The sequence below is a fragment of the Streptomyces sp. NPDC030840 genome, assembly GCF_055572015.1.
Window position 1 is genome coordinate 374,582 of sequence record NZ_JBVIEE010000004.1, and the last position, 15,332, is coordinate 389,913.

General features: G+C 71.0%; 12 protein-coding genes. 7 read left to right on the plus strand and 5 right to left on the minus strand.

The genetic code is table 11. From position 1 onward, the window contains the following. The first annotated feature begins 115 nt into the window (after nucleotides 1-115). The 4 genes from ACZ49J_RS12065 to ybaK all read left to right on the plus strand — a co-directional run bounded on the left by ACZ49J_RS12065 (nucleotide 116) and on the right by ybaK (nucleotide 4,194). Complete coding sequence (locus tag ACZ49J_RS12065) at nucleotides 116-1,696, plus strand: oxidoreductase (protein WP_467451408.1); 1,581 nt, start codon at nucleotides 116-118, stop codon at nucleotides 1,694-1,696. Between the two features lie 148 nt (nucleotides 1,697-1,844). Beyond that, the gene (locus ACZ49J_RS12070) at nucleotides 1,845-2,888 is read left to right on the plus strand and encodes a hypothetical protein (protein WP_467451409.1); all 1,044 of its coding nucleotides are present in this window, start codon (nucleotides 1,845-1,847) and stop codon (nucleotides 2,886-2,888) included. Between the two features lie 11 nt (nucleotides 2,889-2,899). Then, nucleotides 2,900-3,640 carry an LON peptidase substrate-binding domain-containing protein gene (locus ACZ49J_RS12075; protein ID WP_467451410.1) on the plus strand — a complete coding sequence of 247 codons (741 nt, stop codon included), beginning with the start codon at nucleotides 2,900-2,902 and terminating at the stop codon, nucleotides 3,638-3,640. A gap of 47 nt (nucleotides 3,641-3,687) precedes the next feature. After that, a complete protein-coding gene (ybaK, locus tag ACZ49J_RS12080; protein ID WP_467451411.1) occupies nucleotides 3,688-4,194 on the plus strand; it encodes a Cys-tRNA(Pro) deacylase in 507 nt (168 codons plus the stop codon). 388 nt (nucleotides 4,195-4,582) lie between these two features. On the opposite strand, the gene ACZ49J_RS12085 is transcribed toward ybaK, so the two are convergent. From ACZ49J_RS12085 to ACZ49J_RS12100, 4 genes are all read right to left on the minus strand, one after another. Continuing rightward, nucleotides 4,583-5,278 carry an AAA family ATPase gene (locus tag ACZ49J_RS12085; protein ID WP_467451412.1) on the minus strand — a complete coding sequence of 232 codons (696 nt, stop codon included), beginning with the start codon at nucleotides 5,276-5,278 and terminating at the stop codon, nucleotides 4,583-4,585. Nucleotides 5,279-5,312: 34 nt separating this feature from the next. After that, nucleotides 5,313-6,134 carry an ABC transporter permease gene (locus tag ACZ49J_RS12090; protein ID WP_467451413.1) on the minus strand — a complete coding sequence of 274 codons (822 nt, stop codon included), beginning with the start codon at nucleotides 6,132-6,134 and terminating at the stop codon, nucleotides 5,313-5,315. A gap of 64 nt (nucleotides 6,135-6,198) precedes the next feature. Beyond that, nucleotides 6,199-7,215 carry an ABC transporter ATP-binding protein gene (locus ACZ49J_RS12095; RefSeq protein ID WP_467451414.1) on the minus strand — a complete coding sequence of 339 codons (1,017 nt, stop codon included), beginning with the start codon at nucleotides 7,213-7,215 and terminating at the stop codon, nucleotides 6,199-6,201. Between the two features lie 475 nt (nucleotides 7,216-7,690). Continuing rightward, on the minus strand, nucleotides 7,691-8,914 hold the full coding sequence (locus ACZ49J_RS12100; RefSeq protein ID WP_467451415.1) for an NYN domain-containing protein: 1,224 nt from the start codon (nucleotides 8,912-8,914) through the stop codon (nucleotides 7,691-7,693). 224 nt (nucleotides 8,915-9,138) lie between these two features. Between ACZ49J_RS12100 and ACZ49J_RS12105 the strand changes: the two genes are divergently transcribed. After that, nucleotides 9,139-9,315 (plus strand): hypothetical protein, encoded by a 177-nt coding sequence (locus tag ACZ49J_RS12105; RefSeq protein WP_467451416.1) that lies wholly within the window; start codon nucleotides 9,139-9,141, stop codon nucleotides 9,313-9,315. 110 nt (nucleotides 9,316-9,425) lie between these two features. On the opposite strand, the gene dnaE is transcribed toward ACZ49J_RS12105, so the two are convergent. Continuing rightward, a complete protein-coding gene (dnaE, locus tag ACZ49J_RS12110; protein WP_467451417.1) occupies nucleotides 9,426-12,965 on the minus strand; it encodes a DNA polymerase III subunit alpha in 3,540 nt (1,179 codons plus the stop codon). Between the two features lie 248 nt (nucleotides 12,966-13,213). Here dnaE and ACZ49J_RS12115 point away from each other — a divergent pair, with 248 nt between their 5' ends. Together ACZ49J_RS12115 and ACZ49J_RS12120 are read left to right on the plus strand one after the other, a co-directional pair. After that, nucleotides 13,214-14,539: a DUF2252 domain-containing protein gene (locus ACZ49J_RS12115; RefSeq protein WP_467451418.1), complete on the plus strand. Its 1,326-nt coding sequence runs from the start codon at nucleotides 13,214-13,216 to the stop codon at nucleotides 14,537-14,539. Nucleotides 14,540-14,604: 65 nt separating this feature from the next. Next, on the plus strand, nucleotides 14,605-15,297 hold the full coding sequence (locus ACZ49J_RS12120) for a hypothetical protein (RefSeq protein WP_467451419.1): 693 nt from the start codon (nucleotides 14,605-14,607) through the stop codon (nucleotides 15,295-15,297). Nucleotides 15,298-15,332: the final 35 nt, after the last annotated feature.

The following is a 15,332-nucleotide window of genomic DNA, read 5'->3' on the forward strand; positions in this document are numbered from 1 at the left end:
GGGGAACCCGGAAGATCACCTTCACGTCTTGCGTTCGAGACGTCACCCAGCGGGCATGGGACGGGTGTGCGATACCCGCGGGTAGTTGAGGAGCGCGGGCAGGAGGGACGAAACAGTGACCGAAGGGGCCGGCATCCTGGACGGGAGCCCGCCGGACGATCTGACCGCCGCCGAGACGGGCATGTGGCAGGCCTTCCGCAACGGCAGCGTGTACGACCTGCGCGCCGGGGACACGGTGGTGGACGATCCGCACGGCGGCCATCCCTGGGGGCCGGAGCGGACCGTGCGGGCGCGGATCGTGTGCTGGCTGCTGCTGGACGGGCCGCCCGCCCTGGCCGGGCGCGTCTCGGCACTGAAGCTCGTGGGCGTCCAGATCGAGGACACCCTCGACCTCGCGGGCGGCACGGTCGCGCCGTACGTGGAGATGAAGGCCTGCCGCTTCGAGAAGGAGATACGGCTGCCGGAGGCGCGGTTCACCACGATCCGGCTGGTCGGCTGCTCGGTGCCCCGGCTGGAGGCGGCCCGTGTGCACACCGAGGGCGACCTGCATCTGCCGCGCTGCCGGTTCCACAACGGGGTGCGGCTGACCGACGCGCAGATAGGCACGGATCTGCTGCTCAACCAGGCCGTGGTCTACCGCGACCGGCGCGGCCACTCGATCACCGGCGACGGCATGGCCGTCGGGCAGGACCTGCAGGCCGAGATGCTGGAGTCGCACGGTGAGCTGAGCCTGCGCGGTGCCACCATCGGCGTGTCGCTGAGCCTGCGCGGCGCGCAACTGACCAACCAGTACACGCGCCTGGCGCTCAACGCCCCCCAGCTGACGGTCGGGCGCACCCTCTACATGACCCCGGCGGGCGTCGCCAATCCGCTCCTGATGAGCGGGACCACACCGGCGCGCGGCACCAGGGTGCAGCGGTTCTCCTGCGAGGGCGGGGTGCGCCTCGACGACGGGCGGTTCGGCGACGCGGTCGACCTGGAGGGGGCCCGCTTCACCTTCACCGACGAGCAGGAGCTGTCGCTGCGCCGCGTCCAGGTGCCGGAACTGCGCTTCCTCGGGGAGCGCCCGGAGCGCGGCAAGGTGGTCCTGTCGGGCGCGCGGATCGTCAACCTGATGGACAAGGCGGAGAGTTGGCCGCGGCCGGGCAACCTCCAGATGGGCGGCTTCCAGTACGAGAACCTCGTGCCGCGCGGTCCCTTCCCGCTGGAGAGACGCCTGGAGTGGGTGGCCGCCGCGACCGCCGAGTACAACCCCGAGCCGTACGAGCGGCTCGCCACGGTGCTGCGCGCCGGCGGGGAGGACGAGGACGCCCGCGAGGTACTGCTCGCCAAGCAGCGCCACCGTCGCGAGAACCTGCCACTCGCGGCCAAGTTGTGGGGGTACGTGCAGGACTGGACCGTCGCTTACGGGTACCGGCCGGGCCGGGCCGCCGTGTGGATGGCCGTGCTGTGGGCGGCCACATCGGTCGCCTTCTCGCACGCCGCCCATCCACCGATCAAGAACGGCGAGCACCCTCCGTGGAACGCCTCCCTGTTCGCCCTGGACCTGCTCCTGCCGGTCATCGACCTCGGACAGGCGGGCTACTGGCAGTTGCGCGGCGGCTGGCAGTGGCTGGCGGCGGTGGTGATCCTGCTGGGCTGGATCCTGGCGACGACGGTGGCCGCGGGGGCGACGCGACTGCTGAGCAGGAACTGACACAAAAGTTCCGCAAGGGGAACACAGGGCTCCAACAGCAGTCGAACAGGGCTTTTTACCGGACTTTGACCGTCGGGCGTACAACTAAAAGAGTGTTACATGTTCGCGCTGGCGCGGCTCCGACCAGCGGGTTTTCAATGGCGGCACCATGGCATTCCTGCGCGCCCTCATCCGCACGGCACGGATGATCCGGAACACCTCGCTCCTCGCCGTCGGCCTGCCCGCCGACGGCGAGGTGCTGCTGGACGCACCCGACGAACGGCTCGCGCCCGTCCTCGTGGCGGCGGGCCGGGGCGAGTACGCCCCGGCCGCCAAACTGCTCGCCACCACCCGTGAGGCGGCCGAGTGGGAGAACCGCGACCGGTACGCGATGCGTCTCGCGGCCTTCGCGCGCTCGCGCGACGGGTGGCTGGCCCGGTGGCAGCAGGACTCCCCGCACGACCCGGACGCCCTGCTGGTCAAGGCCGAACTCGCCGTGACCCGCGGCTGGGAGTCCCCCGCCCGCGCCGAACTCCTGCGCGACGTGGGCCCGTTGATCACCGCGGCCGCGGAGGGCGAGCCCCGCGATCCGGTGCCCTGGCGGATCGCGCTCGACCACGCGCGGGGCACCAACGTGGGCCACACCGGGTTCGAGCTGCTGTGGGCCGAGGCGGTCCGCCGCTCCCCACACCACTACGGCTGCCATGTCGCGGCCCTGCAGTACCTGTCGGCGTCCTGGTACGGCTCGCACCGGGAGTGCTTCGACTTCGCCGAGCAGGCCGCGCAGGACGCGCTCCCCGGCTCGCTGGTGCAGGCGCTGCCGGTGCGTGCCGCCTTCGCGTACCTCGCCGACGGCGGTGGGACCGGCGTGCGGCGCGAACGGCTGGACGCCGCCGCCGACGCGGCGATCGCGCTGTCGTCCGAGTACCCGGCCGCCGACCCCTGGCCGGCCGAGGTCCGCAACCTGCTGACGTACGTCCTGGTACGCCTGGAACGCTGGCAGGACGCCCTCGAACAACTCCGCATGATCGGCCCGTACGCCACCTCGTTCCCGTGGGACCGGGTCTCGGACGATCCGCTCGGCCAGTTCCTCGAACTGCGCGACGGGGTACGGCTGGAGGTGGCGTCCGGCATCCCGCTGCGGTCACGGTCCGCCGCCCGCCGGAGCCCGAGGAGTGACCACTCGGAACCCGCCCGCCCCGACGACCATTAGGCTCTTGCGTCGTGACCACCGTCCGGCTCCCGCTCTTTCCCCTGAACTCGGTGCTCTTCCCGGGGCTCGTGCTCCCGTTGAACATCTTCGAGGAGCGCTATCGCGCCATGATGCGCGAGCTGCTGAAGACCCCCGAGTCCGAACCCCGCCGGTTCGCCGTCGTCGCCATCCGCGACGGCCACGAGGTCGCGCCGAGCGCGCCCGGCATGCCCGACCAGACGGCGCTGCCCGAGCGCGGCCCGGCGGCGGGCTTCGGCGACGACCCGGGCCGCGCGTTCCACTCCGTGGGGTGCATCGCGGACGCCGCGACGATCCGGGAGCGGGACAACGGCACGTTCGAGGTCCTCGCGACCGGTACGACCCGTGTGCGGCTGCTCTCCGTGGAGTCGTCGGGCGCGTTCCTGACGGCCGAGCTCGAGGAGCTGCCGGAGGAACAGGGGGACGAGGCGGGAACCCTGGCGGAGGGCGTCCTGCGTGCCTTCCGGCAGTACCAGAAGCGCCTCGCGGGAGCGCGTGAGCGCTCGCTCTCGACGGGTACGGACCTCCCCGACGAACCGGCGGTGGTCTCCTACCTGGTGGCCGCCGCGATGATGCTCGACACCCCGTCCAAGCAGCGCCTCCTCCAGGCCCCGGACACCGCCTCGCGCCTGCGGGACGAGCTGCGGCTCCTGCGGTCGGAGACGGCCATCATCCGTAGTCTGCCGTCGTTGCCGGCGTCGGAGCTGACGCGCGGCCCGACGAGCCTGAACTGACGAGCGCCGGCCCGGACGAGTGCCGGCCTACCTGAAAGCACGGGACCTTGGCCAAGAAACCGAAGAAGAACCAGCAGCAGCCGGGGGGCACCCCCGCGACGGTGGCCCTGACGTCGGCGGGCGTGGACTTCACCGTCCACTCCTACGAGCACGACCCGTCCCACCCCTCCTACGGCGAGGAGGCGGCGGAGGCGATGGGCGTCTCCCCGGACCGCGTCTTCAAGACCCTGGTGGCGGACGTGGACGGCGCGCTGGTGGTCGCCGTGGTCCCGGTGGCCGGCTCCCTGGACCTGAAGGCGCTCGCGGCGGCGGTGGGCGGCAAGCGGGCGGCGATGGCGGACCCGGTGCTGGCGGAACGGACGACGGGGTACGTCCGCGGCGGCATCTCCCCGCTGGGCCAGCGCAAGAAGCTCCGTACGGTCCTGGACGCGTCGGCTGACGCCCACGAGACGGTCTGCGTCTCGGCGGGCCGGCGTGGCCTGGAGGTCGAACTGTCCCCCAAGGACCTCCTCACCCTCACGGAAGCGGTCTCGGCCCCGATCGCCCGAGCGTGACCCCTCACGGACTCCCCGCCTTTGGCCACGCCCCCGCCGCCCCTACCCGTCCCATCCCCGGGGCTCCGCCCCGGACCCCGCTCCTCAAACGCCGGAGGGGCTGAAATCCAGCCGTCCGGGGCATGGTTCTCACCCGTCCAAGGAGATGGTTTCTCGACCCGTCCAAGGAGATGGTTTCTCGACCCGTCCAAGGAGATGGTTTCTCGCCCGTCCGGGGGGATGATTCCTCATCCGTTCCGCGGCATGGTTTTCAGCCCGTCCGGCGTTTGAGGACGAGGCCGCAAGGCCGATACGGGGGTCCGGGGGCGCAGCCCCCGGGGTCGGGACGGGGAGGGGCGGCGGGGGCGAGAAACCACCCCCACCAACGAGCCACCCGCAACCACCACCCCTACGCCGGAGGCGCCCCGTACGGCCCCTCCCCCGAGCCCTGCTGATCAAATGGCTCAGGATCCCGAGGCCCGAACAGAGCCGTCAGCCCGAGATGGACCAGCAGCGCGGCCAGCGGCCACGCCAGCAACGCCCCCTTCGCACCGAGCTTCAACGGCGCCGAGAAGGTCACACCCTTGCCCACTTCCCTGGCATGCGCGGCGACATCCTGCTCAGGCCCGAGCCACACCCCGAGCCGCCACGCCAGCAGCCCGCCGAGCAGCCCCCCGACCGCCAGAGCGACGACCAGGGGCACACCCCCGCGCCGCCGCACGAGAAACACGACCAGCGCGCTCACGGCCCCGAACGCCAGCGCCAGCAGCGCGAAGGTGCCGTCCACCCCGGCGGCCTGCTCCCCCTCGGTGTCCCGCAGATACACCGCCTCACCGTCGGAGACCAACGGCACCCGCGGCGCCAGCCACCACCACAGCACCCCGAGCAGCACTCCCGCGAGCGCCACCCCCACCGTGATGATCGCGGCCTGACGCACTTCGGTCTTCATTCCGGGACCGTCCTGTTCACCGTCCTGTCCGTACGCGACGCCATGAGCGGCGGGTGCCACCCCGGGAACGGGCGAAGCCTGCCAGACGGGGCTGTGCGCGGAGTGGTCGTGCGACGGTTCATGCGGCGGCGGAGGCGGAGTAAGCGGTGCGGTCACCCTGACATCGTGCCAGGTACACCTGTGCGACGCGTCACCGGACGGCCGCCCGGCGGTACGCCCAGGTCGCGACGGCCAGCGAGGCCACGCCGACCCCGGCGCACACCGCCAGGTCACCGAGCACGAACGCCCAGTCGGGGTCGCTCCCGAAGGTCCGCGCGAACGCCTCCACACCGTACGTCGACGGCAGCAGATCACGCGCGAACCGCACCACACCCGGCAGTCGGTCCGGCGGCAGGACCCCGAGCAGCAACGCCGCTGACATCCCCAACTGCCCGAGCAGCGTGGCCAGTTCCGGCCGCGGCGCCAGCAGCCCCAGCGCCGCCCCGAGGCCGGCGAGCGCGGCCCCCGCGAGCGGGATCACCGCGGCGAGCACCCACAGGTTCCCCATCGGCAGCCCGAACAGCACACAGCCGAAGACCGCGGTCACCACCGTCCCCGGCACGGTGAAGGACGCGTACGCCCCCGCCGCTCCCAGCACGACGGCGGCCGGCGGCACCGGCAGCGTCGCGTAGTGGTCCAGCCCGCCGCTCGCCCGCAGCTGCCCGAAGTACTGGGCGAGCAGGTTCAGCGCGACGAAGGCGACCACCAGTACGGACGATCCGGCGACGACGGCCTGAGCCTCGGTCCCGCCGTCCACGACGCCCCGCATCAGGATCATGATCCCGATCGACTGGAAGGTCGCCACGAACAGCAGCGGGATCCGCGCGACGCGCGCCCGCGAGAGCTGCGCCCGGTACACGGCTCCGAGCGACGGCCACAGCCGAGCCCGTGGCCCGAGCGCGGCCGGGGCCCCGGCACGCTCCTCCACGGCCAGGGCACCGCCCGGCAGAACCTCCGCGGGTACGACACTCACGTCGAACTGCTCCTCTTCGCTCCGGCTGCCGCCCAGTCCCGTACGGCCGCGGCCGCGGTTGCGTTCACGCCTTCACCAGTCCCTGCGTGTTGCCGCCCAGCGCCAGGTAGACGTCCTCCAGGCTGGGCGTGGCGAGCGTGAAGTCGTCCAGGGCCACGAAGGCCGCGCCGCCGGTGACCGTCGCGACCACCGCGCGGGCCTCCTCGGGCGCGAGCCGCAGCGTCCAGCGGCGCCCGGACTCCAGGGCCCGGGACCGTAGCGCGGCGACCTCGGGGACGTCCAGAGGGGCCCGCTCGCGCCACACCAGCTCGACGCGCACCTCGCCCGCGACCTTCTCCTTCAGTCCGGCCGGGGTGTCGCAGGCGATGACCCGCCCCTGGTCGAGGACGGCGACCCGGTCGAGCACGGTCTCGGCCTCGATGACGTTGTGGGTGACGAGCAGGACGGTGGTGCCGTGTTCCGCCCGGCGCCGGTCGACGGCGGCCCACACGGCGCGCCGGGCGACCGGGTCCATGCCGGTGGTGGGCTCGTCCAGCACGAGCAGGGGCCGTTCCCCGACGAGTACGGCCGCGAAGCAGGCGAGCCGGCGCTGGCCGCCCGAGAGTTTCCTGATCGGCCGCGAGGCGAGGGCCGTGAGCCCCAGTTCCTCCAGCACCGCGTCCCGCTCGTCCCTGGCCCGCCGTACGTCCAGCCCGCGCAGCCGGCCGGTGGTCTCCGCGGCGAGCGACACGGTCAGGTCGTCCAGCGCGGTCGACTCCTGCCCGAGGTAGGCGAGGATCCGCGCGGCCCGCTCGGGGTGCCGCACGATGTCGTGGCCGAGGATTTCGACCGTGCCGTCGTCCGGTCGCATCAGGCCGGTGAGCTGCCGGACCAGCGTCGACTTCCCGGCGCCGTTCGGCCCGAGCAGCCCGAAGATCTCCCCGCGCCGCACCTCGAGCCGGACGGCGTCGTTGGCCCGCACGGCAGGCGTCCCCGGCGCGCCGCGCCGTCCGCGCACCGCCGGATACGTCTTCGTCAGCCCCCGCACCGCGCACACGACATCCCCGCCGTCTCGGCTCCCGGGTTCCGTGCGCGTACTCACGAGGAACGAGCCTACGGGGTCCGCGCCCGCGCTCCTCGCCCGGGGCGCCCGACGCGCACATATCCGGCACCCCGCCCGGGCTCGCCTTCCCCTTTCGGGCTCGTCCCGCGCCTCGATCTCACCCCCGCCTCATCAGCTTCAAGGCCACACCAGGCCCCAGGTCACCCGTCGCCGTCTGTGCGCTGCCGCTGTAGGGCGCGCGGGCGGCGGGCGGCGCCGGCTGTCAGGGGGCCATGAGGCGGTCCGAGCCCCGCGAGGGGAGGGCTCGGACCGCCCCTTCCCCCCGGGCATTCACCCCAGCACCGCGGGCTCGCCCAGCGCCCGAAGGCGCCTGTGAGACCCGCCCACCCCTGCTCCGCCGCGGCGGCGTCAGCCACAACGGCGCGGCCCGGCTGCGCCGAACGGCCTCATCCGGCCTTGGCCTGGGCCTGCCCCACGGCCCCCGCAAGCCCCGGGATCACCACGCGTGCCCCGTTCACTCCCCGGCAGGGGCCTGCGCCGCGGCTGTCCGTACGTCGATCTCCCGCCAGAACCCGGCCCGGATGGCATACCGGTCGTGCTCGTCGATCTGGTCGTCCTTGTGGGCGAGCAGCCCGAACCGCGCGGCGTAGCGCAGCAGCTCCCCGTCCACGCGGTGCGGGATCCGCGGATACATCCCGGACAGCTTCTGCAGGTGCGCCTGCTCCGTCAGCCGGGACATCCAGCGCCGCGCGAACACCTGTCCCACCTCGTACGGATCGCCGCCGACCGTGGTGATGTCCTCCTCCCGGTCGGCCCAGCGCTGCTCGGCCGTGGTGAGCTGGGCCAGCGTCGGCATGGACGCGGCCTCCGCCGGCTCGGCGACGACCCCGGGCCGATCCACCCAGCCCTTGTCGGAGGACCAGCGCAGCGTGGCGTTGGCGGGGTGCTGCGCGTTCTGCGCTCCGGCTGCCCGCATGGTCGCCAGGTCCTTCGGCGTCGGCACCCCCTTGGAGGCGGCGGCAGAGGCCCGCTCCTCCGTCCCGTTGTGCGACACGGCGGCCGCCGGTGCGTGCTCCGCCTCCTCGGTGGTGCGCTCGGACGCGGTGAGCGCCGACTCCGGCAAGGGAGCCGACAGGATCGCGGCGATCTCGGGCCGCGGCACGGGCGGTGGCGCGCACACCCCGCCGAGTTCCTTCGCCCGGACGGCCTTCGTGATCCACGCCCGGTCTAGCACGCGCCGCTCGTCGGCCTCGGCCACCAGGTCCTCGGACTGGTTGTAGTCGCCGTCCGCGGCCTGAACTGCCCACAGATGCACGGCGACCCCGTGCTCCTTGGCCGCCATCATGCCCGGCAGCAGGTCGCCGTCCCCGGTCACGAGCACCACGTCCGAGCAGGCCCGGTTGCGTGCCAGCTCGGTGAGTTCGGCGTGCATGGCGGCGTCGACGCCCTTCTGCGCCCACCGCCCGTCGCTCCGGGTCAGGGCACCGAGCCGTACGGTGACGCGTGGCATCACGCGCAGTCTGCGGTGCTCGGGCTGCGGTACGCGGTCGGGGGCGCCGTCGAACCAGTAGATGCGCAGCAGTGGCCGCTCCGTGTCGGCCTCGGCGCGTTCGCGCAGTGCCTGGATGAGGGCGGCGTGGTCGACGGTGATGCGGGAGCGGGAGGGTTCCCCGGCGAGGAGGCTGGCGGCAGCCCCGAGCAGATACCCGGCGTCCACCAGGACGATGCAGCGGTCCACGCGATCCACCCTCTTTCCGGGAGGTTTGCTTCGGGCTTCCTTCGAGTCTGCCCGACCGCGCGGAGGTTAACGGCCGGAACTGGATCATCGGCGTGGCGCATCGGCGCGAAGTCCGTGGACAGAGCTTGTCACGCACGGTGATTCTCCGAAATGCGCGACGTGTCCCGCTATGTGAATCTGGTCGCGGCCCTGGCCCCTAGATCCCCCACAGGAGGCAGAGCACCATGGCCAAGAACAAGAACCGTAAGCAGGACGCCCAGCAGAACCGCCGCCCGCAGGCCGAGCAGGCCGAGGAGAGGGCGCAGCGGAGCTCGATGGAGACGCAGTCGCCGATGTCGCAGCCCCAGGGCAGCCCCGCCGACGTCGCCCGTAAGAAGCAGAAGAGCTTCGGCCACAACTGAGGCCCGGCCGTCGGCTGTTGAGACTCAGACACACCACGAGGGGCGCATCCCTTTTCGGATGCGCCCCTCGCGCACGTCAGTACGCCGGCCTCAACCCGCGGTGCACGGCCTCAGCCCGCGAGGCATGACGGCCCCAACAGCACCTTCAGATCACCGAAGAGGGCCGGGTCCGGCTTCACCCGGTGGCGGTCGAGCCGCAACACCGTCGTCTTCGTCGGCCCCTGGAGCTTGATCCGCACCTCGCTGTCGCCCTTGTGGTGGCTGAGGATCTCACCGAGGCGGCTGACCATGGGCGGGGTGACCCGCGTGGCCGGGATGGTGAGGATCACGGGCGCGTTGGTGCCCGCGTTCGACAGGTCGGGGACCTGGAGTTCCATCGCGACCAGCCGGGGCACGTCCTCACGCTTGTCGAGCCGGCCCTTGACGAACACCACGGCGTCCTCGACGAGTTGGGTCGACACCAGCTGGTACGTCGCCGGGAAGAACATGCACTCGATGGAACCCGCCAGGTCCTCCACGGTGGCGATCGCCCACGCGTTGCCCTGCTTGGTCATCTTGCGCTGGAGGCCCGAGATGATCCCGCCGATGGTGACGACCGCGCCGTCCGCGTGCTCGCCGCCGGTGAGCTGGGAGATGCCCGCGTCGGCCTTGTCGGACAGCACGTGCTCCAGGCCGAACAGCGGGTGGTCGGACACGTACAGACCGAGCATCTCCCGCTCCTGGGCGAGCAGATAGGTCTTGTCCCACTCGTCGTCGGTGAACTGCACGTCGAGTCCGAAGCCGGGCTCGCTGGACTCCTCCTCGCCCATGCCGCCGAAGAGGTCGAACTGGCCCTCGGCCTCCTTGCGCTTGACCGCGACCACGTTGTCGATCATCGGCTCGAACTGGGCGGTCAGGCCCTTGCGGGTGTGCCCCAGGGTGTCGAACGCGCCCGCCTTGATCAGCGATTCGGTGGTCCGCTTGTTGCAGGCGGTCGCGTCGACCTTGTCGAGGTAGTCGGGGAAGGAGGCGTACTTCCCCTTGGCCTTGCGGGCCCGGATGATCGACTCGACCACGTTCGTGCCGACGTTGCGCACGGCCTCCAGGCCGAAGAGGATCACGTCGTCACCTTGGGCGGCGAAGTTGTGCACCGACTCGTTGACGTTCGGCGGCAGCACCTTGATGCGCATGCGCCGGCACTCGTTCAGATAGACCGCCGACTTGTCCTTGTCGTCCTTCACCGAGGTGAGGAGTGCGGCCATGTACTCGGCCGGGTAGTTCGCCTTCAGGTAGGCGGTCCAGTAGGAGACCAGTCCGTACGCGGCGGAGTGTGCCTTGTTGAACGCGTAACCGGCGAAGGGCACCAGCACGTCCCACAGGGCCTGGATCGCCTCGTCGCTGTAGCCGTTCTTGCGGGCGCCGGCCTGGAAGATGGTGAAGTTCTTCGCCAGTTCCTCGGGCTTCTTCTTGCCCATCACACGGCGGAGGATGTCGGCCTCGCCGAGCGAGTACCCGGCGATGATCTGGGCGGCCTTCTGCACCTGCTCCTGGTAGACGATCAGGCCGTAGGTGACGTCCAGGACCTCCCTGAGGGGCTCTTCGAGCTCCTTGTGGATGGGCGTGATCTCCTGCTGGCCGTTCTTGCGCAGGGCGTAGTTCGTGTGGGAGTTCATGCCCATCGGGCCCGGGCGGTACAGGGCCGACACGGCGGAGATGTCTTCGAAGTTGTCGGGCTTCATCAGGCGCAGCAGGGAGCGCATGGGCCCGCCGTCGAACTGGAAGACGCCGAGCGTGTCGCCGCGCTGGAGCAGTTCGAAGGTCGTGGGGTCGTCGAGCGGCAGGCTCAGGAGGTCGATGTCGACGCCCCTGTTGGACTTCACCATCTTCACGGCGTCGTCCATGATCGTCAGGTTGCGCAGGCCGAGGAAGTCCATCTTCAGCAGGCCGAGCGACTCACAGCTCGGGTAGTCCCACTGCGTGATGGTCACGCCGTCGGTGTGCCTGACCCACACGGGCACGTGGTCGGTGATGGTCTCGCTGGACATGATCACGCCGGCCGCGTGCACGCCCATCTGCCGGACCAGGCCCTCGACACCCTTGGCGGTGTCGATGACCTTCTTCACGTCCGGCTCGTTCTCGTACATCCCGCGCACCTCGCCCGCCTCCGAGTAGCGCGGGTGCTCCGGGTTGGTGATGCCGTCGAGGTTGATGCCCTTGCCGAGGACGTCGGCGGGCATGGCCTTGGTGATCCGGTCACCCATCGCGTACGGGTAGCCCAGCACGCGCGCGGAGTCCTTGATCGCGTTCTTGGCCTTGATGGTGCCGTACGTGCCGATCATGGCGACCTTGTCGGCGCCGTACTTCTCCGTCACGTACCGGATGACCTCGACGCGCCGGCGCTCGTCGAAGTCGATGTCGACGTCGGGCATCGAGATGCGCTCGGGGTTGAGGAACCGCTCGAAGATCAGGCCGTGCGGGATGGGGTCGAGGTCGGTGATGCCGAGCGCGTAGGCGACGATCGAGCCGGCCGCGGAGCCTCGTCCGGGGCCGACCGCGATGCCCTGCTTCTTGGCCCACATGATGAAGTCGGCGACGACGAGGAAGTAGCCCGGGAAGCCCATCGAGATGATGGTGTCCATCTCGTACTCGACCTGCTTCATGCGGTCGTCCGGGATGCCGTCCGGGAAGCGGCGGTGCATACCGCGCATGGTCTCCTCGCGGAACCAGCTGACCTCGGTGTAGCCCTCCGGGATGTCGAACTTGGGCATGAGGTCGCGCTTCTCGAACATCCCGGTGGTGTCGACCATCTCGGCGATCAGCCGGGTGTTGTCACAGCCCTCACGCCAGACGTCCGACGACACCAAGGAGTACATCTCCTCGGTCGACTTCAGGTAGTAGCCGCCTCCGTCCAGCTTGAAGCGGTTCGGGTCGGAGAGGTTCTTGCCGGTCTGGATGCACAGCAGCGCGTCGTGCGCCGCCGCCTCGTGCGCGTACGTGTAGTGCGAGTCGTTCGTCACCAGCGGCGGGATGCCGAGCTTCCTGCCGACCTCCAGCAGGTCCTCACGGACCCGGCGCTCGAGTTCGAGGTCGTGCTCCATCAGCTCCAGGAAGAAGCGGTCCTTGCCGAAGATGTCCTGGTAGTCGGCGGCCGCCTTCAGCGCCTCGTCGAACTGCCCGAGGCGCAGCCGGGTCTGGACCTCACCGGAGGGACAGCCCGTGGAGGCCACGATTCCCTCGGACCACTGGGCGATGGACTCCTTGTCCATCCGGGGCCACTTCGTCAGCCATCCCTCGGCGTACGCGTCCGAGGACAGCCGGAAGAGGTTGTGCAGCCCGGTCTTGTCCGTGGCCCACATGGTCAGGTGGGTGTACGAGCCGCTCGCCGAGACGTCGTCCTTCTTCTGGTGCGGCTGCCCCCACAGGACCTTGCGCTTGTTGCGCCGGGACTCGGGGGCGACATACGCCTCGATCCCGATGATCGGCGTGACCCCGGCCTTCTGCGCGGAGTGGAAGAAGTCGTACGCCCCGTGGAGGTTGCCGTGGTCGGACATGGCGATGTGCGTCATGCCCATCTCGTTGCAGGCGTTGAACATGTCCTTCAGCCGCGCGGCACCGTCCAGCAGCGAGTACTGGGTGTGGACGTGCAGGTGCGTGAACGGCGGCTTTGACACGGCTTCGGCCTCCAGGGAGAAGTTCGGTCGACGGGGGCCCGACAGGCTGCGGACAGTCTGGGGGACAGCGTCGAAGTCTATGCCTCGGCGCTGACACTCGGAGAGCTCTCCCCCGTACCTTCATCCGTGAGTCGCGGGCACTCCCGCGTACGGTCGGACGTTGAAAAGAAACAGGGGACTGTTCCCCTCAGAAGGCACACCAGTCACCCATGTCACGCACCACCACCTGCACCAGGAGGCACCCAGCGATGTCGGTTCCGCAGCTCAGCGCCGAGCAACGCGGCGAGCAGATCCTCGCCGTCTTCGACACCGCCTTCGGCGAGCTCCTGGCCGCCGACCCGGCTGCCTTCCGTGTGAAGTTCCGGAAGATGGCCGCGTCCGCCTTCGCCTTCTACCGGGGCACGGCGTGCCTCTTCTACCACGACCTCGACCAGGAGAAGCGGGGCGGCCCCTTCCTGGACGACCGCACCTCGCGCGTGTGGATCCACGGCGACCTGCACGCGGAGAACTTCGGCACGTACATGGACGCCACGGGCCGTCTGATCTTCAACGTGAACGACTTCGACGAGGCGTACGTCGGCCCCTTCACCTGGGACCTGAAGCGCTTCGCGGCCTCCGTGGCCCTGATCGGGTACGCGAAGGCGCTCAGCGACGAGCAGATCACCGATCTGGTGCACGTGTACGCGGGCGCGTACCGCGAGCGGATCCACGCCATCGCCACCGGTGCCAAGAGCGACGAGGTGCCGCCCTTCACGCTGGACACCGCCCAGGGCCCGCTGCTGGACGCGCTGCGTGACGCCCGGTCGCTGACCCGCTTCTCGCTGCTGGACTCGATGACGGAGATCCGTGACTTCGAGCGCCGCTTCGCGCCCGGCGGCGGCTCCATCGAGCTGGACGCGGCCACCCGCTACAAGGTCCTGGCGGCCTTCGACGGCTACCTGGAGACGCTCCCGGAGTCGTCGCTGGCCCGCCCCGACTCGTACCGCGTGAAGGACGTCGTGGGCCGTCGCGGCATCGGCATCGGCTCCGCGGGCCTGCCCTCGTACAACATCCTCCTGGAGGGCGCCACCGACGCCCTGGAGAACGATGTGGTGATCTACATCAAGCAGGCCCAGACCCCGGCCGTCTCCCGCCACATCACGGACGCGGCCATCCGTGACTACTTCCAGCACGAGGGCCACCGCACGGTGATCTCGCAGCGGGCCCTCCAGGCGCACGCCGACCCGTGGCTGGGCTGGACCGAGCTGGACGGCGCGGGCCAGCTGGTCGCCGAGGTCTCGCCGTACGCGGTGGACCTGGACTGGGGCGACATCGACGACCCGGAGGAGATCGCGGCGGTCGTCGGCGACCTCGGCCGGGCGACGGCCACCATGCACGCGGCGGCGGACGACCTGTCCGGCCAGTCCCTGGTGCCGTTCTCCACGGAGCGCGCCATCGACGCGGCGATCGCGGCCGACGAGGACGGCTTCGCCCCGCTGCTGGTGGACTTCGCGCACGAGTACGGGGCACGCGCGCGTGCGGACCACCAGATCTTCGTGGACCTGTTCCGCAACGGCCGGATCCCCGGCCTGTAGGACCTGACACCCACAGGGACTCTTTAGGGGTCCCTTACGCGAGTCCGTGGGAGACTCTGCACGCTATGGACATGTCCGGGACCCACCTCAGAGCCGTACGCGCGGCGCTGTTCACGGCACTCGTCGTGACGCTCAGCACCGCGTCGCACGTGCTGCTGTCGCGGGTCCCGCTGCCCCTGACCACGGTGGCAGCCCTCGCCGGTGCCGTCTTCGTCGTCGCGTACGCGCTGGCGGGCCGCGAGCGCGGCTTCGGCAGGATCGCGGCGCTGCTGGTCCCCCTGGAGCTGGCCGCCGACACGGTGTTCACGGCGGGCCAGCACGCCTGTTACGGCCGGGCCGGCGGGCCCGTCGCGGGCCCGCTGCGCCAGGTCGGCCTGGACGTCCTGTGCGGCAGTGGCAGCGTGGGCGGCCCGCTGACCCGGGTCACGGACGACTCCGGCCGGGCGGCCTCCCTCCTCGCCGACGCGGACCCGGCCGCCGCCTGGCTGCTGCTCGCCGCCCACGTCGGCGTCGGGCTCCTCGCGGCCGCCTGGCTGCGGCGTGGCGAGCGGGCGCTGGCCCAGTTGCTGGGCGCGGCTGTCGCGGCCGGCTTCCGGCCGCTGCTGGTGGCCGTGGCGGCGGTGACGGTACGGCTCGTTCCGGCCGGGCACCGGATGATGATGCCGCGCTCCGTGATCCGTACGGCCACCGCGCGCACCCTGGTGTACGCGCACTCCCTGGGACGGCGTGGACCGCCGTGCTCGGTCGCTTTCGCCTGAGCGACAGCACTGTCGTCTGAGCGACAGCACCTGAG

Excerpts from the sequence above, each read along its gene's own strand:
- ACZ49J_RS12070 (WP_467451409.1), top strand. The coding sequence starts at position 1,845 with ATGGCATTCCTGCGCGCCCTCATCCGCACGGCACGGATGATCCGGAAC.
- ACZ49J_RS12105 (WP_467451416.1), top strand. The coding sequence starts at position 9,139 with ATGGCCAAGAACAAGAACCGTAAGCAGGACGCCCAGCAGAACCGCCGC.
- ACZ49J_RS12115 (WP_467451418.1), top strand. The coding sequence starts at position 13,214 with ATGTCGGTTCCGCAGCTCAGCGCCGAGCAACGCGGCGAGCAGATCCTC.
- ACZ49J_RS12120 (WP_467451419.1), top strand. The coding sequence starts at position 14,605 with ATGGACATGTCCGGGACCCACCTCAGAGCCGTACGCGCGGCGCTGTTC.